Source organism: Mycolicibacterium duvalii (assembly GCF_010726645.1).
GTDB classification, from domain to species: domain Bacteria; phylum Actinomycetota; class Actinomycetes; order Mycobacteriales; family Mycobacteriaceae; genus Mycobacterium; species Mycobacterium duvalii.
Window position 1 is genome coordinate 4,553,242 of sequence record NZ_AP022563.1, and the last position, 21,377, is coordinate 4,574,618.

Annotated in this window: 20 protein-coding genes; 13 read left to right on the top strand and 7 right to left on the bottom strand. The window is 68.0% G+C overall.

Annotated features, from left to right (window positions below):
• Positions 1–72: 72 nt before the first annotated feature.
• Positions 73–2,295, bottom strand: coding sequence for a glycoside hydrolase family 3 C-terminal domain-containing protein (locus G6N31_RS21465; RefSeq protein ID WP_098003717.1), 2,223 nt, complete (start codon positions 2,293–2,295; stop codon positions 73–75).
• 123 nt (positions 2,296–2,418) lie between these two features.
• Here G6N31_RS21465 and G6N31_RS21470 point away from each other — a divergent pair, with 123 nt between their 5' ends.
• From G6N31_RS21470 to G6N31_RS21480, 3 genes are all read left to right on the top strand, one after another.
• Positions 2,419–3,891, top strand: a complete 1,473-nt coding sequence (locus G6N31_RS21470) for an APC family permease (protein WP_098003716.1) — start codon at positions 2,419–2,421, stop codon at positions 3,889–3,891.
• Between the two features lie 93 nt (positions 3,892–3,984).
• Positions 3,985–4,860, top strand: a complete 876-nt coding sequence (locus G6N31_RS21475) for an LLM class F420-dependent oxidoreductase (RefSeq protein WP_098003754.1) — start codon at positions 3,985–3,987, stop codon at positions 4,858–4,860.
• Positions 4,861–4,974: 114 nt separating this feature from the next.
• Positions 4,975–6,417 carry an aldehyde dehydrogenase gene (locus tag G6N31_RS21480; protein ID WP_098003715.1) on the top strand — a complete coding sequence of 481 codons (1,443 nt, stop codon included), beginning with the start codon at positions 4,975–4,977 and terminating at the stop codon, positions 6,415–6,417.
• Positions 6,418–6,453: 36 nt separating this feature from the next.
• Here G6N31_RS21480 and G6N31_RS21485 read toward each other — a convergent pair whose 3' ends face one another.
• Positions 6,454–8,061 (bottom strand): SLC13 family permease, encoded by a 1,608-nt coding sequence (locus G6N31_RS21485; protein WP_098003714.1) that lies wholly within the window; start codon positions 8,059–8,061, stop codon positions 6,454–6,456.
• A 135-nt stretch (positions 8,062–8,196) separates the two neighbouring features.
• Here G6N31_RS21485 and G6N31_RS21490 point away from each other — a divergent pair, with 135 nt between their 5' ends.
• Positions 8,197–8,979 (top strand): aminoglycoside phosphotransferase family protein, encoded by a 783-nt coding sequence (locus tag G6N31_RS21490; RefSeq protein WP_098003713.1) that lies wholly within the window; start codon positions 8,197–8,199, stop codon positions 8,977–8,979.
• 90 nt (positions 8,980–9,069) lie between these two features.
• Complete coding sequence (locus G6N31_RS21495) at positions 9,070–9,306, top strand: hypothetical protein (protein ID WP_098003712.1); 237 nt, start codon at positions 9,070–9,072, stop codon at positions 9,304–9,306.
• Between the two features lie 18 nt (positions 9,307–9,324).
• Here the strand turns inward: G6N31_RS21495 and G6N31_RS21500 are convergent, their stop codons facing one another.
• Positions 9,325–9,843 (bottom strand): PadR family transcriptional regulator, encoded by a 519-nt coding sequence (locus tag G6N31_RS21500; RefSeq protein ID WP_163722307.1) that lies wholly within the window; start codon positions 9,841–9,843, stop codon positions 9,325–9,327.
• A gap of 111 nt (positions 9,844–9,954) precedes the next feature.
• On the opposite strand from G6N31_RS21500, the gene G6N31_RS21505 reads away from it, so the two are divergent.
• The 3 genes from G6N31_RS21505 (at position 9,955) to G6N31_RS21515 (ending at position 14,026) form a co-directional block, all read left to right on the top strand.
• The gene (locus G6N31_RS21505; protein WP_234815303.1) at positions 9,955–10,848 is read left to right on the top strand and encodes an alpha/beta fold hydrolase; all 894 of its coding nucleotides are present in this window, start codon (positions 9,955–9,957) and stop codon (positions 10,846–10,848) included.
• Positions 10,836–12,590 (top strand): N-acyl-D-amino-acid deacylase family protein, encoded by a 1,755-nt coding sequence (locus tag G6N31_RS21510; protein ID WP_098003710.1) that lies wholly within the window; start codon positions 10,836–10,838, stop codon positions 12,588–12,590. The genes G6N31_RS21505 and G6N31_RS21510 overlap by 13 nt, the downstream gene beginning before the upstream one ends.
• A 158-nt stretch (positions 12,591–12,748) precedes the next feature.
• Positions 12,749–14,026, top strand: coding sequence for a cytochrome P450 (locus G6N31_RS21515; RefSeq protein ID WP_098003709.1), 1,278 nt, complete (start codon positions 12,749–12,751; stop codon positions 14,024–14,026).
• Positions 14,027–14,031: 5 nt separating this feature from the next.
• On the opposite strand, the gene G6N31_RS21520 is transcribed toward G6N31_RS21515, so the two are convergent.
• Entirely contained in the window at positions 14,032–14,526 is a 495-nt protein-coding gene (locus G6N31_RS21520) for an acyl-CoA thioesterase (protein WP_109790835.1), read from the bottom strand.
• Positions 14,527–14,690: 164 nt separating this feature from the next.
• Between G6N31_RS21520 and G6N31_RS21525 the strand changes: the two genes are divergently transcribed.
• Positions 14,691–15,059 (top strand): ArsR/SmtB family transcription factor, encoded by a 369-nt coding sequence (locus G6N31_RS21525; protein ID WP_098003707.1) that lies wholly within the window; start codon positions 14,691–14,693, stop codon positions 15,057–15,059.
• On the top strand, positions 15,052–16,995 hold the full coding sequence (locus G6N31_RS21530; RefSeq protein WP_098003706.1) for a heavy metal translocating P-type ATPase: 1,944 nt from the start codon (positions 15,052–15,054) through the stop codon (positions 16,993–16,995). The genes G6N31_RS21525 and G6N31_RS21530 overlap by 8 nt, the downstream gene beginning before the upstream one ends.
• On the opposite strand, the gene arr is transcribed toward G6N31_RS21530, so the two are convergent.
• The 3 genes from arr to G6N31_RS21545 all read right to left on the bottom strand — a co-directional run bounded on the left by arr (position 16,986) and on the right by G6N31_RS21545 (position 19,512).
• Positions 16,986–17,414, bottom strand: a complete 429-nt coding sequence (arr, locus tag G6N31_RS21535) for an NAD(+)--rifampin ADP-ribosyltransferase (protein ID WP_098003752.1) — start codon at positions 17,412–17,414, stop codon at positions 16,986–16,988. The two genes, G6N31_RS21530 and arr, sit on opposite strands and share 10 nt — an antisense overlap.
• A gap of 118 nt (positions 17,415–17,532) precedes the next feature.
• Positions 17,533–18,963 carry a GntP family permease gene (locus tag G6N31_RS21540; protein ID WP_098003705.1) on the bottom strand — a complete coding sequence of 477 codons (1,431 nt, stop codon included), beginning with the start codon at positions 18,961–18,963 and terminating at the stop codon, positions 17,533–17,535.
• 36 nt (positions 18,964–18,999) lie between these two features.
• On the bottom strand, positions 19,000–19,512 hold the full coding sequence (locus tag G6N31_RS21545) for a gluconokinase (protein ID WP_098003704.1): 513 nt from the start codon (positions 19,510–19,512) through the stop codon (positions 19,000–19,002).
• Between the two features lie 122 nt (positions 19,513–19,634).
• Between G6N31_RS21545 and G6N31_RS21550 the strand changes: the two genes are divergently transcribed.
• The 3 genes from G6N31_RS21550 (at position 19,635) to G6N31_RS21560 (ending at position 21,365) form a co-directional block, all read left to right on the top strand.
• The gene (locus G6N31_RS21550; protein WP_098003703.1) at positions 19,635–20,360 is read left to right on the top strand and encodes a FadR/GntR family transcriptional regulator; all 726 of its coding nucleotides are present in this window, start codon (positions 19,635–19,637) and stop codon (positions 20,358–20,360) included.
• The gene (trxA, locus tag G6N31_RS21555; protein ID WP_098003702.1) at positions 20,357–20,791 is read left to right on the top strand and encodes a thioredoxin; all 435 of its coding nucleotides are present in this window, start codon (positions 20,357–20,359) and stop codon (positions 20,789–20,791) included. Before G6N31_RS21550 ends, trxA begins: the two co-directional genes overlap by 4 nt.
• Positions 20,792–20,867: 76 nt before the next feature.
• Positions 20,868–21,365, top strand: coding sequence for a glucose-6-phosphate dehydrogenase (locus G6N31_RS21560; RefSeq protein WP_098003701.1), 498 nt, complete (start codon positions 20,868–20,870; stop codon positions 21,363–21,365).
• Positions 21,366–21,377 lie beyond the last annotated feature (12 nt).

Genomic DNA, 21,377 nt, shown 5'->3' on the forward strand with positions numbered 1-21,377 from the left:
TCACGACTCTTCGGTGCCAGATGTGTGATCCCCCGACAGTCGGTCGGCTCACGGTATCTGCTGAGCGACCGCTCAATCAATGGTCGATTCGGGTCGCCCGAGGATCTGTTCCAGCGCCGCCGACGCGTCGCGGCCGACGAATGCCGTCAACCGGTTGAGTGGGATGGACGCGACCATCGCGAACACGTCCATGCCCAAGCCGGCCACATCAGCGCCCGCCGGCATGGTCTCGGCGAACATCGACATCAGCCGGGGTCCGGCCTCGGGGTCGGCCAAGACCTCCGTGATGGTCGAGTTCGCGGTGAGCGGGAGGTGCACGGCGTCACCGGGTACCTCGATCGACGTGCAGCTCCGGATGTCCCGACTCGACCGGCCGACGCGCAGGGTGTAGACGCCGCCCTCGACGACCCAGTCCCCGACGCGGTCATCCCAATACGCCAAGTCGCTGCGCGGGACCCGCAGGGTCACCGGTTCCGTCGCGCCCCGCGGGAGGTCGACGACCTCGAACGCGACGAGTGCCTGCGGTGCCCGCAGCACCGCGGAGTCGGCCTTGGCGACGTACACCTGTACGACTTCGCGGCCCGCGCGGGGACCGGTGTTGGTCACCGCGACGGTGACGGCGAGATCCTCTCCGTCGGTGACAACGGCGGCGTCGCCGTACTCGAACGTGGTGTAGGACAACCCATGTCCGAACGGGTACGTGACCGCGGTACCGCGGGCGTCGTAACCCCGGTAGCCGACGAAGAGCCCTTCGCCGTATACGACGCGGGAATGCTCGCCCGGAAAGTTGAGGAACGACGGCGCGTCCTCGAGGCGCACCGGCACGGTCTCGGCCAGTCGGCCCGACGGGTTGACCACGCCGAACAGCACGTCGGCGAGTGCTGCTCCGCCGCCCTGGCCCAGCAGCGCTCCGTCGAGGACGGCGGCCGCCAACCGGTCCACCTCCGCCAAGCGCACCACACCGCCGTGCGCCAGCACGACGATCGTGCAGGGCTGAGCCTCCGTGACAGCCCGTAACAGATCGAGTTGCTCGGCCGGCAGGTCGATGTGTTCGCGGTCGTAGCCCTCGGACTCGTCGCGGTCGGACAGCCCGAGGAACAGCACCACGGCGTCGGCCGCGCGCGCAGCCGCCCGAGCCTCCTCGAGCAGCCGCTCCTGGTCGGCGGCCGAGCCGTATCCGGCGCCGTAGGTGACGTCGCCGGAGGAGCGGGAGCGGATCTCGTCGAGCGCGATGTCGACGCGCGAGGCGTTGACATGTGAGCTCCCGCCGCCCTGGAAACGGGGGTGTGCAGCAAACGGACCCAGCACAGCCAGCGCGGCGTCCCGGCGCAACGGCAGGGTATCGCCGGAATTCTTCAGCAGCACGATGCAGCGGGCCGCCGCTTCGCGGGCCAGCCGATGATGTGCGTCGAGGTCGACCGGCGCGGGATGCGGCGCGCGGGCCGCGCGCGCGAGTAAGCCCAGCACACGCGCCGCGGACGCGTCGACGGCAGCCGGGTCGAGTCTGCCGTCCTCGACGGCGGTGACGACCTCGGCATCGAGCCCGGAATCACCGCCGGGCATGGCCAGGTCGAGCCCGGCGGCCAGTGCGCGGACACGGTCGCTGACCGCTCCCCAGTCGCTGACGACGACCCCGGTGAAACCCCACCGGGTACGCAGCAGATCAGTGAGCAGCCAACGGTTCTCCGATGCGTAGACCCCGTTGATCTTGTTGTAGGAGCACATCACGGTCCAGGGGTGAGATTCGGCGATGACCCGCCGGAATCCCTGAAGGTAGATCTCGTGGAGCGGCCGTGCTTCGACGCGCGAGTCGGATCGCATCCGGTCGTGTTCGGCGTTGTTCGCGGCGAAGTGCTTGACCGACGCTCCGACACCGCGGCCCTGCACTCCCCGGACCCACGCGGCACCGAGCACACCGCTGACGAGGGGGTCCTCCGAGTAGTACTCGAAGTTGCGGCCGCACCGTGGATCCCGCTTGATGTTGATGCCGGGTCCGAGCAGAACGCCGACACCGAGCGCGCGGGCCTCGTCGCCGAGCGCGGCGCCGACGCGCTCGACCATCCGGTGGTCCCAACTCTGCGCCAAACCCGCGGCGGGCGGAAAGCAGGTTGCCGGCGCGCTCTGGCCGAGCCCGAGATGGTCGGCCGAGCCCGGCTGCATCCGGACGCCGTGGGGCCCGTCGGTGAGGGTCACGGCGGGCAGTCCGACGGCGGCTTCGGTCCGCCAGAAGGACGCTCCACTCGTCAGTGCCGCCTTGTCGGCCGGCGTCAGGCCTGCTGATGTCGCATCCACCACGAGACCGTATCGAGGGACGCGCTGCGTGTCGGCGGTTTGGCGGACCGGTGGCCGTGGGCATCAATAGGGGTGACTGCGGCCCCGAGGCGGCAGCAGCGTGAGCACCGGAGAGGTGTGGTCTGCATGGGCGACAGCAAGGTCGATCGGACCGAAGAGGCCTCGCTGCTGAAGGTGCTCGGCAACTGGGACGTCCTGGCGCTGGGCTTCGGCGCGATGATCGGCTTCGGGTGGGTGGTGCTGACCGGGGGCTGGATCGACTCCGCGGGGACCTTCGGAGCCGCGCTGGCGATGATCGTCGGCGGCGCCATCATGGCGGTCGTCGGCCTGACGTACGCCGAGCTCACGGCCGCGATGCCCAGAGCCGGAGGCGAGCACCATTTCCTGCTCCGCGGCATGGGGCCGCGATGGTCGTTCGTCGGGTCATGGGGGATCATCGGCGGCTACGTGACCATCGTCGCGTTCGAGGCCGTCGCCCTCCCCAGAACCGCGCTCTATCTGTTTCCCGACCTCAACCAGATCCGGTTGTGGGAGGTGGCGGGCAGCGAGGTCTATCTGACCTGGGCGTTGGTCGGCGCGATCGCCGCGGTCGTCATCACCACCATCAATATCCTCGGGGTCAAGTTCGCCAGCGTCGCGCAGACGTTCGTCGTGGTGCTACTGCTGGTCATCGCCCTGATGCTCGTCGTCGGCTCCTTCACCGGCGGCTCGACGGACAACATGGAGCCGTTCTTCACCGGCGGCGCAGCGGGTTTCGTCGCCGTGCTGGTGGTGGTGCCGTTCCTGTTCGTCGGATTCGACGTGATCCCGCAGTCCGCCGAGGAGGTGAACGTGCCCGCCCGTCAGATCGGTCGGCTGGTCGTCATCGCGGTGATCCTCGCGACCATCTTCTACGTCGTCACCATCGTGACCACATCGTCGGCGATGCCCGTCGGTGAGCTGGCCGCGGCCGACATCGCCACCGCCGACGCGTTCGGCGCGTTGTTCAACAGCGACCTGATGGCCAAGGTGCTCATCGCCGGCGGCATCGCCGGAATCCTCACCTCGTGGAACTCGCTGCTGCTGGGCGCTTCCCGGCTGATGTACTCGCTGGCGCGCTCGGGCATGTTGCCCGCGTGGTTCGCCACGCTGCACCCGAGGTTCCGCACTCCGGTCAACGCGCTGCTGTTCATCGGCGCGCTGTCGTTCCTGGCGCCGTTCCTCGGTGAGGCGATGCTCGGCTGGCTCGTCGACTCCGGCTCGCCGAGCATCGTGATCGCCTACCTGCTCGTGTCCATCGTCTTCGTGATCCTGCGCCGGCGGGAGCCGCAGATGGACCGTCCGCTGCGGGTCGGCGGTTCCGGCAATGCCGGCATAGCGATCGGCGTGGCCGCCGTCGTCCTCTGCGTCGGGCTGTTGAGCCTCTACCTGCCGGGCATGCCGGCGTTCCTCGACCCGCAGCCGTGGCTGCTGTTCGGTGCCTGGTGGCTGCTGGGCGCCTTCTTCCTGCTGCGCATCCCTACCGGGGTCGAGCCGGGCCACGACGCCGAAGAACGTCTGCGCCACGCGCTCGTGCAGCGACGAACCGGGGCACCTTCCGTCGGTCGGTCGGAGGAATAGCGCGGGCTGGCAGCATTCGGCACCTGCGCTGACATCACGCCAAGTCCGCAGAACCCCGGAATGAGCCTCGCAGCCGTCGACTTGGACTCCGACATGGAACTCGGATACCACGTACCTGTCTTCGACATCGACGGCGGCACCAGCGCGATCGCCGCGGAACTGGCGCGCGTCGGCGAGGCCGCCGAAGCCTCCGGCGCCACCTGGCTGTCGTTCATGGACCACTTCTTCCAGATCGAGCCCACCGGCCTGCCCGCCGAGGCCAACATGCTCGAGGGCTACACCAGCCTGGGCTACCTCGCCGCGCACACCACGACGATCGAGCTGGGGCTGCTGGTGACCGGTGTGACCTACCGCCACCCCGGCCTGTTGGCCAAGATCGTCACCACCGTCGACGTGTTGTCGGGCGGTCGGGCCGCGCTGGGCATCGGCGCCGCGTGGTTCGATCGCGAACACCACGGTCTGGGGGTGCCTTATCCCGCGCTGTCGGAACGTTTCGAGCGCCTCGAGGAGGCGTTGCAGATCTGTGCCCAGATGTGGGACCCGCAGAACAACGGCCCCTACCAGGGCAAGCACTACCAGCTCGCCGAGACGCTGTGTTCGCCGCAGCCGATCAACCGGCCCAAGGTGCTCATCGGCGGCGGTGGTGAGCGCAAGACACTGCGGTTGGTCGCGCAGTACGGCGACGCGTGCAACCTGTTCGGCTCCTCGCCCGGCGACGTCGCCCACAAACTCGATGTGCTGCGCCGCCATTGCGACGACGTCGGCCGCGACTTCGACGACATCCGGGTGACGATCCTGGCCAACGACCCGATGCCGGGGCCCGACACGATCGACGAATTCGTGCGCGGCATGGCCGATTACGCGCAACTGGGCGTGCACACGGCGATCGTCATGCCGACCACCGGATCCCCGGCGGCCTGGATCGACGGGATGGCGCCGGCGGTGCCGAAGCTGGCTGAACTGGGCTGAGCCGCACCGCGGGCTGTGGAGGTCCTCGTCGCGCCAAACCAGGAGGGCCGCCGGCCCGGCCGCGCGCGGAGCAGCGAGAATGTCACCGAGCACCCGGACCCGCACAGGAGAGACATGACCTTCACCGAACCCAAGGCCTTCTGGATCGACGGTGCGTGGGCGACGCCGGCAACCGCGAACCGCATCGAGATCAGGAACGCCAGCACCGGAGAGCCGGTCACGACCGTCCCGGAGGCCGGGCACGCCGACGTCGACGCAGCGGTCGGCGCTGCCCGGCGGGCCTTCGACCGGTCGGACTGGTCCACGCGCAGCGCGGGCGAGCGGATCGCGGCGATCTCCTCGTTGGCCGACGCGCTACTAGCGCGCTCGAACGCCACGGCCGAGGCGGTCAGCACGCAGAACGGCATGCCGATCGCGATCTCGTCGGCGACCGAGGGCGTCGTCCCTGCGACGCTGTTGAACTACTACGCGCAGCTGGCGGCCGACCAGCCGACCGAGGAGGAGCGACCGTCGTTCGGCGGCGGCACCACGCTGGTGCGCCGCGAGCCGATCGGCGTCGTCGCGGCGATCGTGCCGTGGAACTACCCGCAGAGCCTGACCTTCTTCAAGCTGGCGCCGCTGCTGGCCGCGGGTTGCACGGCGGTGATCAAGCCGTCCCCCGAGACCGTGCTGGACGCCTACGTCCTCGCCGAGGCGCTCGAGGAATCCGACATCCCCGCCGGGGTGGTCAACATCGTGCCCGGCGGGCGCGAGGTCGGCGCCTACCTCGTCGAGCACCCCGGCGTGGACAAGGTCGCGTTCACCGGCTCGACCGCCGCCGGCCGGGCCATCGGCGAGGCGTGCGGGCGGCTCATCCGGCCGGTCACCCTGGAATTAGGCGGCAAGTCCGCGTCGATCATCCTCGATGACGCCGACCTGCCGTCGCTGCTGTCGAAGTTCTTCACCGCGACCCTGATGAACAACGGCCAAACCTGTTACCTGGGTACGAGGGTCCTCGCGCCGAAGGAGCGCTATCGCGAAACCGTGGACATCCTGACCGACTTCGCCCGCGCGCTCAACGTCGGTGACGCACTCGATCCGAGCACGCAGATCGGGCCGTTGGCCACGGCGGATCAGCAACGGCGCGTGCAAAACTACATCGAACGCGGCCTTGCCGACGGCGGGCGGGTGACCACCGGCGGCGGGCAGCCCGCCGGCCTGGAGCGGGGCTGGTTCGTCGAACCCACCATCTTCGACAATGTGGACAACACCCACACCATCGCCCGCGAAGAGATCTTCGGGCCCGTGCTGGCCGTGATCCCCTACACCGACGTTGACGACGCGGTCGCGATCGCCAACGACTCCGACTACGGCCTGGGCGGCAGCGTGTGGACCGCCGATCAGGACCGCGGCATCGCCGTCGCCCGCCGGGTGCAGACCGGCAGCATCGGGATCAATGCCTACAACCTGGATCTGAGCGCACCGTTCGGCGGTGTCAAGGCCAGCGGTCTGGGTCGCGAACTCGGTCCCGAGGGCCTGGCCGCCTATCAGCAGACCAAGTCGATCTACGTGTCCTGAAAAACCCTGTCCTGCAGCAGAAGCGGCTGACCTAGGTCAGGTCGCGATGTCGAACACCCACACCGCCAGTGTGGTGGTGGCGACGCTGATCAACAGGATTGCGATCAGGTTCAGCCAGATTCCGCCCTTGACCATGCTGCCGATGTTGACGTAGCCGGTGCCGAAGACGATCGCGTTGGGCGGGGTGGCCACCGGGAGCATGAAGGCCGATGTCGCGGCGAGCGCGACCGGGATGGTCAGCAGCAGCGGGTCCTGGCCGATGCCCACCGCGACCCCGCCGATCACCGGCAGGAACGTCGCCGCCGTGGCGGTGTTGCTGGTCAACTCGGTCAGGAAGATCACCCCGGCCGTGATCAGGCCGACCAGCAGCAGGACGGCCATCCCCTGCAGGCTCTGTGCCTGGATCCCGATCCACTCGGTCAGCCCCGACGAGCTGAACTGGGACGACAGCGCGAGCCCGCCGCCGAACAACAGCAGCACGCCCCACGGGAGTTGCACAGCGGTGGACCAGTCCAGCAGCCGCACACCGAGTTTCGCGCCGGCCGGCAGGATGAACAGCAGCAGCCCGGCGGCGATCGCGATACCCGCGTCGGAGATCGGGGGACTGTCCCAGATCAGCGGGAACGATATCCAGCTGATCGCGGCCAGCGCGAAGATCACCGCCACCCGCCGCTCCCCGCTGGACGGCTTCCCGAGTTTGGCCAGTTCGGTGTTGAACAGCTTCTTGCCCCCGGCGAGTTCGTCGACCTCGGGCTTGAAGATGACCTTGGCCAACAGCACCCAGGTGATCACCAGCAGCACGGCGGCGAGCGGAAGGCCCAGCAGCATCCACCGTCCGAAACTGATGGTGATGTCGTGCTCGTCCTGCAGGTAGCCGACGAGCAAGGTGTTCGGCGGTGTGCCGATGATCGTGGCCAGCGAACCCACCGAGGCTGCGTAGGCGATACCCAGCATCAGGGCCGTGCCGAAATTCGATTGCTTGACTTGCTCTTTGACCTCTTCTGCGTCCGCGCCCGGTTCCTCGGATTCCTCCGTATCGGCGGGGCGCGACACCGTTCCGGCGAGCATCAGGACCGAGACACCGATCGGCACCATCATCACCGCGGTCGCCGTGTTGGACACCCACATGCTCAGAAAGGCCGTGGCGAGCATGAATCCGGCGATCACGCGGGTGGTACCGGTGCCCATCGCCCGTACCGTCAGCAGCGCGATGCGCCGGTGCAGATTCCAGCGCTGCATCGCCAACGCAATGAGGAACCCGCCCATGAACAGGAAGATGATGTCGCTGCCGTAGTAGGCGCCGACGTCGGACACGCTCACGTCGTCGACGAGAAGGGGGAACACGACCAGGGGCAACAGGGCCGTGGCGGGGATGGGAATCGCCTCGGTCATCCACCACAGACCCATCAGTACGGCGATCGCCGCAGTCACCTTGGCCGGATGGGCCAGGTCGGCCGGGAGCGCCAGATACACGAGTGCTGCCAGCACGAGGCCGGCGGCGAATCCGGTCCAGCGCCTGCGGAATGTCGACGTGCTCTCGGCGGGCGCACGCTCACCGGAGGACTGCTCGTCGACCTCCGTGTCGAAGTGCGGGTCCTGTTCGCTGCGCTCGAGGTCCTCTCGCGCCGCCTGCTCCCCGGCCATCGGTCTCTCCCTCCGAGAGTTCGCCGGCCCGTATCTCCCTGTGCGGTCCGGTCGTGACGGGCATCACCTGAGGTTGGTACCCGCTCGGTGCCGTCGGGAAGCGTGCGGCGGCCTGTGCGCTGGCATCCTGGCGGGGTGACCGCTCTCGACGACGTCGTCGCCGACTGGCAGCTGCGGCCCGACGGCGACGTCCACCGTGCCGGCCGGGCCACCGTGCTGCCCGTGCGCAGCGACGGCACCCCGGCGGTCCTCAAGCTCGGTGGCGCCGAGCAGGCGCACCTGGTCCTGCGCCGTTGGAACGGCGACGGGGCCGCGCGGCTGCTGCGCGCCGACCCGCACCGCGGTGCCCTCCTCCTCGAGCGTCTGCATCGAACCTCGCTCGAGTCGCTGCCCGACGCCGCCGCGTGCGAGGTGGTCGCCGGCCTCTTCCGCAGCCTGCACATTCCCGCCCTGCCGCAACTATGCTCCCTGCCAACGGTTCTCGGAGACTGGGCCGGCATGCTGGCCTCCCTGCCCAACAGTGCGCCGCTGCCGCGCAGGCTCGTCGAGCAGGCCGCTGCGCTGTGCCGTGACCTCGCCGCCGAGCCCGCCGAGAGCGTGCTGCACGGAAACCTGCACTACGGCAACGTCCTCGCGGCCGACCGCGAACCTTGGCTCACCATCTCTCCCGATCCGGTCAACGGCGACCCGGCCTATGACATCGCCCCGATGCTGTGGCACCGCTGGGGCGACATCGCCGGCAGCGTGCGTGCCGGCGTGCAACGCCGCTTCTACGCGCTCGTCGACGCGGCCGGCCACGACGAGGACCGGGCCCGCGCCTGGACCATCGTGCGCATCGTGCACCGGGCCACCGGGGTGCTCGACGACGCGGACGAGGTGACGAAGCTGATCGTCCTCGCCAAAGCCGTTCAGGACTAGCACCGCCGGAATCATTCTGCCGTCCAGCCTGTTCCACCCCATATGGGCGGTACTCCGCTCTGATGAGTCGGCAGGGAAGAAGTGATTGCGATGAAGAGATTCGGGATCGCGGGCGTTGTCGCGGCCGCGCTGTATGCAGCCGTGCTCGGCTTCGCCGGTCCGGCGCAAGCGGACGACGACGGCTATCGCTTCGGTGGGGACCGCGGCGACGGATGGTCATGGGGCTACGGCTACGGCTACAACCGCGATGACCGCAACAACCCGTGGCTAGATCAGCTGTTTCCGTCGGTGAAGGTGCCGCAGGTCGACACGTCGGTGCGCAACTGACCTCGCTCGGCCGACGTTCTACTCCTCTTGAGCGGTGCCTTCTGCTCGGGCGAGTCCGCTCCAGTACCGGATCGACGTCCGCTCGTGGGCGATCGCTGCTTCGATCGCCCGGCGCGGCCCCGGCTGACTGACGCCGCCGGCCTCTCGCAGCAATTCGTAATTCTTGAGTCGCGCCTGATGGGCCAGCAGCCTCACGCGGGCGATGTGCTCGGGCTCGGCGCCGAAGAACACCTTCAAGATTGCCAGGTCGCGCAGTTGGGGCATCTCGTCGGTGGCCTGAGCGAGCCACGTGTCGAGCGCATGCTCCCCGGCCTGAGTGATGGAGAAACGGGTCTTCTGACGACCGTCGTCGTCGACCTCGGCGCGGAGCAGGCCGGCGTCGACGAGGCGGGGTGGTTCGCGATAGATCTGCGAGCGCTGAATAGTCCACATCTGGGAGACGGTCGCGGCGATGGTGCGCTCCAGCTCGTAGGCGGTGGACCGCGGCGCCCACCGCACCAGCCCGAGAAGCACATACGACGTCGGCGTCAACCTCACGTCGAAGAGTCTAGGGCCACGGCACCCCAAAACCCTTGCCACTGAGATAGCTGTCTGCAATAGTCCAAATTGGACTGTAAAGACGACGTAGCTGCGACAGGTGGGAGCGAAGTGGAACCCTCAGGCGCGACCGCTCGGGCGATCTCGCGCCGAGTGCATTCCTACGCCCATGACGGGCTGACCTTCGACGTGATCGATGAGGGCCCGCTCGACGGCCCGGTGATCATCGTTCTGCATGGATTCCCCGATCGGGCGCGCAATTTCGGTCCGTTGATCTCCGCGCTGACCGCCCAGGGCTTCCGAGTGCTGGCACCCGATCAGCGCGGCTACTCGCCGGGTGCCCGGCCCAAGGGTGTGCGAGCGTATGCGATCGGTCGTCTCACCGCAGACATCATCGCCCTCGCCGACCAGGCGGAAGTGACCGAGTTCCATGTAGTGGGCCATGACTGGGGTGCGGTGGTCGCGTGGGAGCTCGCTGCTTCGTACCCTGACCGCATCGCCACGATCACGGCGCTGTCGGTTGGACACCCCCGTGCTTTCATCGCCGCATTGGTGCGCGGCCAGATCTTCAGGTCGTGGTACATGATCGCCGTCCAGCTGCCCTGGCTACCGGAGAGGATTCTGGGACTGCTGCTGCGCAGGCGATCGGCCGTGCCGATCGACGGTGTCGTCGAGTTCTGGCGCGAACCGGGCGCGGCCACCGCAGCGCTGAACTGGTACCGCGCGATGCTTCATCGAACGTCGCGGACCGGCCGTATCCGAGTGCCGACGCTCTACGTGTGGAGCACCGGCGACCCCTTTCTCGGGCGCTCCGCGGCACAACTGACCGAGCGCCATGTCAAGGGCCCCTACCGGTTCGTGGTCCTCGACGGGGTCTCGCACTGGATACCCCATGAACGACCGGACCACGTGGCAGCGATGCTCGTCGCACACATCACCGAGAACGGCGGGACGGACGCCGGTGCGGACGACCACGGCGCGGAGGATCAGTCATGTTCGATCTGATCGTGCGCCGCGGGCTGTGGTTCGACGGCACCGGCGACGAGCCCCGCTGCGCCGATCTCGGCATTACCAACGGACGGGTCACGGTCGTGTCGCCGCACCCGCTGAATGGGGCGGACAGCGCGGAGGTCATCGACGCCGGGGGCAAGTGGGTGCTGCCCGGCTTCCTCGACATCCACACCCATTACGACGCCGAGGTGCTGATGAATCCCGGCCTTGGTGAGTCGGTACGCCACGGCGTCACGACCGTGGTGCTGGGTTGTTGTTCGCTGTCCACGGTGTACTCCGAGTCCGAGGATGCCGCGGATCTGTTCAGCCGGGTCGAAGCGGTGCCTCGCGTACACGTCCTTGCCGCGCTGCAGGCGCATCGCGACTGGGAAGACCCCGAGGGCTACATCGCCACGCTCGACGGGTTGCCTCTCGGGCCCAATGTCGCCTCCTTCCTGGGTCATTCGGATCTCCGCGCGGCGGTGATGGGGCTCGGCCGCGCAACAGATCACCGGATCCGGCCGACGCCTGGCGAACTGGACGCCATGGCCGAGTTGCTCACGCGGGCAATCGAAGCCGGAATGCTGGGCATGTCGGGAATGGACACCGCGCTGGACAAACTCGATGGCGACCGGTACCGCTCGCGGGCGCTTCCTTCCACGTACGCGCGATGGCGCGAGCGGTGGCGGCTGATCGACGTGCTGCGGGCCCACGGTGGCGTTTTGCAGAGCGCTCCCAACATCGACAACCCGCTCTCGGCAGTCCTGTTCTTCCTGGCATCCGGCACCCGATTCTCGGTTCGCCCCCACGAGGTACCGGTCAGTCTGCTGGTGTCTTTTGACACCAAAACCGCCCGGGGCGCCCATCAGATACTGCGCGTGGCAACCCGGCTGGGAAATGCATGCTTCGGATCGAATGTCAGATTCCAACATCTGCCGGTGCCGTTCACTCTGTACTCCGACGGCATCGATCTCCCGGTCTTCGAAGAGTTCGGGGCGGGAACCGCCGCTTTGCATCTGCGTGACCAGATCGAGCGCAACACCCTGCTCGCCGACGAAACGTATCGTCGCCGGTTCCGTCGGGATCTGACCGCCAGCAGGCTGCGGCCCAGCTCCTGGAACAGGGACTTCTACGAGGCCACGATCGTCGAGTGCCCCGACGCCTCACTGATCGGGAAGAGCTTCGGCGAAGTCGCCGATGAACGGGCGGCCGACCCGGTCGACGCGTTCCTGGACGTGCTCGTCGCAAACGGTGAACGCAACGTCCGGTGGACCACCACGTTGCACAACGACCGAAAGCACGTGCTGGACAGAATGGCCCGCTATTCCACCGTGCAGCTGGGGTTTTCCGACGCGGGGGCCCACCTTCGCAACATGGCTTTCTACAACATGCCACTGCGGTTCCTGAAGCGGATGCGTGATGCACTGAACGACGGGAGCCCCATTCTCCCGCTCGGCGCGGCAGTCCATCGACTCACCGGCGAGCTCGCATCGTGGTTCGGGCTCGACGCCGGGTATCTGCGCCAGGGCGACCGAGCCGATTTCGTCATCATCGACCCGGGCGGGCTCGATGACGCTGTCGACGAGTACCACGAAGAACGCGCACCCTTCTTCGGCGGCGTGTCGCGCATGGTCAACCGCAACGACTGCGCCGTGGTGGCCACGGCCGTCGCAGGCACGGTGGTGTTCCGAGACGGGGAATTCGTCGAAGGCTATGGCGAAACGGTGGGCACCGGCCGGTACCTGAAGCCGAGGTGACCGGCGACCCCGGATACGCACGGCGGCGTGGCCAGGCCGTCACGGTGGGCGACTCGGCACCTGCCGAACAGTCGATAGCGTTACACATTCTTGTTAAAGTGATACGCAACGCGGTGGTGGCACCGGCCACGTGAGCACCCGCTAGAGGATGGCTTTTCATGACCGACTTCGACGGCGTCGACTACTTCACCGACAGTTCGCTGATACCCGACCCGCACCCGTATTACGACCACGTCCGGTCCAAGGACCCTGTGTGCTGTCCGATCAGCAACGGCGTCCTGGCCGTCACCGGCTGGCAGGCGGCCAACACCGTCTACAAGGACTCAGAGCACTACTCCTCGTGCGTGGCGGTGATGGGCCCGTTCACTCCGCTGCCGTTCACTCCCGAGGGTGACGACATCTGCGCGGAGATCGAGCAGCACCGCACCGAGATCCCGCTGTTCGAGCACATGGTCACGATGGATCCGCCGCAGCACACCGACGCGCGATCGATCCTGTCTCGCCTGCTGACCCCGAAGCGGCTCAAGGAGAACGAGGACTTCATGTGGCGGCTCGCCGACCGCCACATCGACGAGTTCATCGCCGACGGCAAGTGTGAGTTTCTGGCCGCCTACGCCAAGCCGTTCTCGCTGCTCGTGGTGGCCGATCTGCTCGGTGTGCCCGAGGAAGACCACGAGGATTTCCGCGAGGCGTTCGGTGCCGAGCGTCCCGGCTCCAACATCGGCGGCCTCGATCACGAGGTGATCGCCAGCAACCCGCTCGAATGGGCCGACGAGAAGTTCACCCGCTACATCGAGGAGCGCCGAGAGAACCCGCGCGACGACGTGCTGACCTCCATCGCGACCGCGAAGTACCCGGACGGTTCGACGCCCGAGGTCGTCGACGTCGTCCGCACCGCGACCTTCCTGTTCGCCGCGGGCCAGGAGACCACCGCCAAACTGTTGGGGGCGGCGATGCGAATCCTCAGCGACCGGCCCGATATCCAGCAGCAACTCCGCGACGACCGCAGCCTCATCCCGGTCTTCATCGAGGAATGTCTGCGGATGGAGAGCCCGGTCAAGAGCGTCTTCCGGATGGCGCGCAAGAGCACCACCCTCGGCGACACCCCGGTGCCCGCCGGCAGCACCGTGATGGTCAGCCCCGGAGCGGCCAACCGCGATCCCGAGCGGTTCGACAACCCGCACGAATTCTCGTTGCAGCGCAAGAATGTCCGTGAGCATCTCGCCTTCAGCCGGGGCATCCATTCCTGCCCCGGCGCCCCGCTGGCGCGCGTGGAGGGCCGGGTCTCGGTCGAACGGCTCCTTGACCGGCTGGCCGACATCACCGTCGCCGAGGACAAGCACGGGCCCGCCGACGACCGCCGGTACGTCTATGAACCCACGTTCATCCTGCGGGGCCTTACGGAGATCAACATCGAGTTCACCGCTGTCGACTGAGCGCGTTACGCCGGCGACCTGACCATCAGTTGGGCCATGGCGGTGCGGGCCTCCGGCGGGATGGCCACCGGTCGGCCGTCGACGTCGACGGCGACCAGAACGGTGTCGCACACGCTGATGCAGGTCTGGTCGATGAACAACGCCGACGACACCACGAACGAGGTGGTCCCCAGCCGCGCCACCCCCGCCCCGGCGTGAATCGTCGCCGGCCAGTGCGCCTCCGCCAGAAAGTGCACCACGTTCTGCGAGGTCACCAGCCGGACAGCCCGGCGGGCCCGATCGTAGATGCCGGGATTCACCCGCGCGTTCAACGTCGCCCGGATGTTCTCGTGCAGCGATTCGAGGGCCAGGTTGTTGAGGTGACCGTTGACGTCCATGTCGGAATAGCGCGCCTCGACCGGCGCCGTCAGCGGATAGAAGTCCGGCCGGCACCGGGCGGGTGCGGGGCGGGGACTGGTGAACAACCAGCCGGTGTCCACTGCCGAGTCAGCCTTGGTCATGCGATGTCCTCTGTTCGTCTGAGCCGGCAACCACGGCGCGGCCGGCCAGGCGCCATTCCAGCATGCCGTCGTTGAGGCGGATGGCGCGGCGGCCACTCTCGGCGAGCACCCGCACCGCGTCGTAGGCCTTTCGAATACATATCAACATTCATTAGCATATAAGAATGACCCAGCCGGATGCCTGCGATCTGCTCTGCCTCGACCTTCCGCACGCCGAATCGATCCGGGCCGCCCTCCCTGCCCTGGAGACGACGGAGAAGGCCGCGGCCGGCGCACGCGCGCTGGGGGACCCGACGCGGCTGACCATCGCCACGGCCCTGATGGCCGGGGACGAGCTTTGTGTCTGCGACATGGCGTGGGTGGTCGGCCAGGCCCAGAACCTGGTGTCACACCATCTGCGACAACTCAAGGTGGCCGGACTGGTCGCCTCGCGCCGGGACGGCCGGTTGGTCATGTACCGCCTCACCGACCGCGGTCGGGACCTGACATCGGCGGTGCTCGGTCCCCGGCTCGAGGAACCCCGCGGTGTCTGACGCATGCTGCGGTGACGAGCAGACCGTCGCCCCGCCGAGGATCGGAGTCGAGACGTGGTGGCGCGTGCGGCAGCTGCAGTGCGCCGCAGCGGCGGCGGTGCTGCTGCTCGTCGGGTGGTGGGTGGCGGGGCTGGGGCAGCCGACCGCGGGAGTCCTGCTCGAATACGCGGCGGTGCTGGTCGGCGCGGCGTCGTTCGCGCCGGGCGCTGTCCGGGGTCTGCGTCACGGCCGTATCGGTGTCGCGACGTTGATGACCATCGCGGCCATCGGGGCCGTGGTGCTGGGCGAAGTCGCCGAAGCCGCACTGCTGGGCATTCTGTTCTCCATCGCAGAAGGACTCGAACACCATGCGGTGTCTCGGACCCGTGCCGGCCTGCGTGCCCTGCTGACGCTCATCCCGACCGACGTCACGGTGCTGCGCGGCGGTGCCGAAACATCGATGTCCCCAGACGATCTCGTCATCGGCGACGTGATGGTGCTGCGGCCCGGGGAGCGGGCCGCCACCGACGGCCGGATCACCGCCGGACGCACCAGCCTGGATGTGTCTGCGATCACCGGAGAGTCCGTACCGATCGAGGCCGGGCCCGGATCTCCGGTGCACGCGGGCGCCATCAACGGCAGCGGCGCGATCGAGGTCGAGGTCACCGCCCGTGCTGCGGAGAGCTCGCTGGCGCGCATCGTGCAGATCGTCGAGCAGGCGCAGCAGCGCAAGGGCACCGGACAGCGGTTGGCCGACCGCATCGCGCGACCGCTGGTGCCCGCGATCATGATCCTGTCCGCCGCCATCGCCACGCTCGGAGTACTTCTGGGTGATCCGAGAGTCTGGTTCGAGCGCGCGCTGGTCGTGCTGGTGGCCGCGTCGCCGTGCGCGTTGGCGATCGCGATCCCACTGACCGTCGTCGCCGCGGTCGGCGCCGCGAGCCGCCACGGCGCACTCATCAAGGGCGGCGCCGCGATGGAAACGCTGGGCCGGATTCACACCGTGGCGCTCGACAAGACCGGCACCCTCACCAGCAACCGTCCCCAGGTGATCGCCACAGTCACCGTCGGTGGGGTCTCCGAGGCCGAGGCCCTCCGTGCCGCGGCCGCGCTCGAGGCGCGCAGCGAACACCCGCTGGCGCAGGCCATCCTGGCTGCCGCCGGGCCGAATCTTCCCGCGGCCGTCGATGTCACCGCGGTCGCCGGCCACGGATTGGTGGGCCGCCTCGCCTCGGCCACGCTGCGCCTGGGTAAACCCGGCTGGGTCGCTCCCGGACCGCTGCGTGACCACGTGGAAGAGCTGGAACGAACCGGCGCCACCGTGGTGCTGCTCGAACGCGACCAGGCGCCGATGGCCGCGATCGCGGTTCGTGACGAACTGCGGCCCGAAGCCGCCGACGCGGTAGCGGCGTTGCGCCGACAGGGAATTCGGGTGGCGATGCTCACCGGAGACAATGCACGTGCCGCGGAGGCCCTCGCCACGCAAGCCGGAATCAGCGCGGTGCACTCCGGGCTGCTCCCCGAGGACAAGGCCAAGCTGCTGCCCGAGCTGGCCGCCGGGCGGCCGATCGCGATGGTCGGCGACGGCATCAACGACGCGCCGGCGCTGGCCACAGCAGACATCGGTGTTGCCATGGGAGCCATGGGCACCGATGTCGCCATCGAGACCGCTGATGTCGCTCTGATGGGCGAAGACCTTCGCCATCTGCCCCAGACGTTCGCCCACGCGAGGCGCGCGCACCGGATCATGGTGCAGAACATCGGGCTGTCGATCACGATCATCGCCGTGCTGATCCCGTTGGCCGCGGTGGGCGCACTCGGCCTGGCCGCCGTCGTCTTCATCCACGAACTCGCGGAGGTGCTGGTGATCCTCAATGCCATCCGCGCCGCGCGGACCCGGCCGATACCGGCGACTGTTGCAGCGGAATCGGCCGAGGCGGTGGGGCGTCAGTCGTAGATGACCGCAAGTCCGTTGCGCCGCAGCTCTTCCAGCCGGTCTCGGAACGCCTGCAGGTACTCGGGTGAGTGCCCGACCCAATCGGTGATTTCTCCGACGATCCGCACCGGTTCCCGGCTGCGGTAGGAGTGGGTCGGGTTGCCGGGAAACTTCTTGTCGGTCACGTTCGGGTCGTCCTCGACCGACCCCTGGGGTTCGACGACATACACCCGCTCGCGCCCCGGACCGGCCGCCAACTGCGCCGCCAGCACCGCCCCGGCGAGAACCCGTGTCATGTAGACGTGGTTGGAGATCCGGCCCTCTTCGAAGTTGGACGGGCGCCCCGGCACCAGCAGTCCACCGATCTCGAGATCGGCTCTCGTGCCATGCAGGTACGCCCCCGATTCATGAACCACGAAGAACTCAGACGCATCCGTCATCGCTGTCACAACCCCCGTCCGTTTGATGGAGGTGCGATTGTGCCCGCCGACCGGGGTCTTGCCGCAAGCCCCCACCCGGGCCATATAGTGAGAGTGGGACGGGGCGCAGCCAGGAAAGTCAGCCCACAGCCCACAATCCCAGGCTCAGGACGAAGACGCTGAGACCCAGCGTCGTTTCCATCACCGTCCAGGTCTTGAGCGTGGTCTTGACATCCATCTCGAAGAACCGGCTGACCAACCAGAAGCCGGAGTCGTTGACGTGCGACAGCACCGTCGCGCCGGCCGCGATCGCCAGCACCAGTGCGGTGAGTTGAAGGCTGCCCAGATCCGATGCGCCGACGGCGGCACTGAGCAGGCCGGCTGTCGTCGTCAACGCCACGGTCGCCGAGCCCTGCGCGACGCGAAGCAGGGTGGAGATGATGAATGCCTGCAGAATCAGCGAGATCCCGAGGTTCGACAGGGAGCCGCTCAGTGCGCCGCCGATGCCACTGAGCCGCAGCACGCCGCCGAACATGCCGCCGGCGCCGGTGATGAGAATGATCGCGCAGATGGGTCCGAGGGCCTTGTCCAGGATATCGCTCACCGTGACCATCGACCGGCCCCGCAGACCCAGGACAAGCGTCGCCACGATGACCGTGATCAACAGCGCCACCGAGGTATTGCCGATCAGCTTGAGGTACTCCGCCCAGGTGGCGCCCTCTTCGATCACGCCGGCGGTCTGCAAGGTGGTGAGCACGGTGTTGAACGAGATCAACACGAACGGCAGCAGCAGCACGCCGAGCACCGTCGCGAATGAAGGGGCGGCCGTCCGGGTCGCGGTGCCGGCGGAGCCGGACGCACCGGAGCCGGTGTCGTCGTCGGCCTCGCGGCCGCCGTTCATCTCACCGAACAACGTGGTGGGAACGTCGACGTGGACGCGTCGGCCGATCGCCTGGGACACCAGGAACGCGCCGACGTACCAGGCCAGCACGGCCACCGGTGCGCCGACGAGCAATGTCAGACCGATGTTCGCGCCGAGCAGTTCGGCGGCCGCCACCGGCCCCGGGTGGGGCGGTACCAGAGCGTGCATGGCCGCGAAGGCACCGGCAGCCGGGAACGCGTACAACAGCAGCGATCCGCCGAATCGGCGCGCCACCGTCATGATGATCGGCAGGAACACCACCAGCCCGGCGTCGAAGAAGATCGGGAAACCGAACAACAGCGCTGCGACGCCGAGCGCCAGCGGGGCGCGCTTCTCACCGAAGCGGCCGATCAGCGTGTCCGCGAGAACCTGGGCACCGCCGGTGATCTCGAGGAGCCGGCCGATCATGACCCCGAAGCCGACCAACAGCGCCACCGAGCCCAACGTGTTGGAGAAGCCGAACGACAGCGCGTCGGGAACATCGGTGACGGGGATGCCGGCCACCAGCGCGGTCAACACGCTGACCAGTACCAGCGCGATGAACGCGTGCAGCTTGACCCTGATGATCAGGAACAGCAGCAGCGCGACTGCGCCTGCGGCGATGAGCAGGAGCGTGGTGGTTCCGTATGCCGGATCAATGGCTTCCACGAGGTACCCTCCCTGCGACGACACCCACGACCTGAATCACGGGTGCTCCTCGGCTGCATTCGAATCGGTTGCGCTGACGTAGTTTTCGATGATGTCGTCGATGCTCTGGTCGACGTTGATGGCGACCCCGTGCTCATCGGGTTCGAGGGGCTCGAGGGTGCGGAACTGGGACTCCAACAACTTGGCCGGCATGAAGTGTCCCGGCCGGCTGGCCTGGCGTCGGCTGATGACCTCCACCGCGCCCTCCAGGTGCAGGAACTCGACGTCGGGGCAATGCCGGCGCAGTTGGTCCCGGTACTTGCGTTTCAGGGCGGAACAACTCATCACTCCGCCCTGGCGGTGCTGGGCCAACCACTGGCCGATCGATTCCAGCCAGGGGTAGCGGTCGCCGTCGTCGAGGGGTTCGCCCGCCGACATCTTCTCGATGTTGGCCGGCGGGTGAAAGTCGTCAGCGTCGGCGAACGGAACGCGCAACCGCTGCGCCAGCGCGGCGCCCACGGTCGACTTGCCCGACCCGGACACGCCCATGACGACGATCGGTACTGCCATACCTAAGCCCCATCTATGTGTGTTACATCACAGAGCATTCACCAAAAGTCTGACTATTGCAAGGGGTAGATGAATTAAGTCATTCGTTTCCGCGCTGAAGGCCGGTCTGGCAGGATCAATCCGTGCACGATCGGCCCGACGCTCTCCACGACAGTCTGCTGACTGCGCTGGGAACCGGTGTCGTGTCGGGAAAGTACCCGGCCGGGCGGGTCCTCACACTGGAGGCGATGAGCGCCGAACACGGCGTCTCGCGCAGCGTCGTCCGGGAGGCTGTCCGCGTCCTCGAAGCGATGGGCCTCGTCAGCTCCCGGCGCCGGGTCGGGATCACCGTCCAGCCGGTGCGGCAGTGGAATGTCTTCGACCCCCTCGTGATCCGCTGGCGACTTGACGTCGGCGACCGTGCGGCTCAACTGGTCTCGCTGTCGGAGCTACGCCTGGGGTTCGAGCCCGCGGCGGCGGCCCTGGCAGCGCGCCGTGCCACCCCGGACCAGTGCCGGGTCATGGCGACCGCGGTGTCGGACATGGTCGTGCACGGACGGACCGGTGACCTCGAGGCATACCTGTCGGCGGACGAGCTGTTCCATCAGACGCTGCTGGAAGCCAGCGGCAACGAGATGTTCCGGGCGTTGACCGGCGTGGTCGCCGAACTGCTGGCGGGTCGCACCCACCACGGCATGATGCCGGAAAAGCCCAACATCGCGGCCATCGCGTTGCACGATGAGGTGGCTCGTGCGATCCGGATGGGTGAGGAGGAATCGGCCGAGCGGGCCATGCGCGCGATCATCGCCGAGGCGGCCTCGGCCATCGAGGAGGACGCCCGAGCACCGTCCGACCGAGGAGCGCCATGACACCGACGAACGTGAAGTGCCCGAACTGCGGAACGGTCAACCGGGTCCCCGCGGCAGCCAACGGCACACCCCGGTGCGCCAAGTGCCACGAGTCGTTGCCGTGGATTGCCGTGGCCGGTGACGACGACTTCGCCGAGGTTGCCGAACGCGCGAAAATGCCCGTCCTGGTGGACTTGTGGGCGACCTGGTGCGGTCCGTGCCGGATGGTCAGCCCCGTGCTCGAGCAGCTCGCCGCCGAGCGCGCGGGGCGGTTGAAGCTGGTGAAGGTCGACGTGGACGCTGCGCCTCGGACCGCGCAGCGCTTCTCGGTCCAGGCGGTTCCCACCCTGCTCGTGATGTCCGGCGGCACGGTGCTGGTCCGTCGGTCCGGCGCGGCACCGGTCGCGACTCTACGAACCTGGCTCGACCAGGCACTCGCGGCCGGGGGTTAGGAAATCGCGACCGGCTCTGGTCAGTCGACGGATCGGCGCGCACACTGAAGGTGTCGCCGAACCCAAGGGGGCGCCGATGGACGAGCTCCACTATGACTATGTCGGTGAACTGTTTGCGCGGTACTTCCGTGCTGCAGTCGACACCGACCCGCCGTGGGGTGAGGGCCCCGTGCAGCGGATGTTCTCCCTGACCGATGCGGTCCAGGACCCGCTGGAGCAGAGCCGGCGCGCCGCGATCGCCTGGGGACGAACCGAAGCCCCCAACGCCCCGATCGCCATGGAGTTCTTCGTCATCACCCAACACGGGCTGATCTACTCGGCTGAGATGAGTACGGCGCGGCGCGCGCTGTACTTCGTCGCTACCCCGCCCACGCTGTTCGATCCGATCGTCGACCAGGTGGAGTCAGGCGAACGGCGTCAGAACACCGCGGTCGTCGTCGACCGCCGTCTCGGACGCGACCTCACCGCCGCCCGCCCGATGGATGCCGTTCTGCGGCGCATCCTCGATCAGCATGCGGCGTTGCGGGTCGAGCTACCGGGTGCGGCGGTGAGCGTCGCAGCAGCAGCCCGCTAACGCGGGCATGGT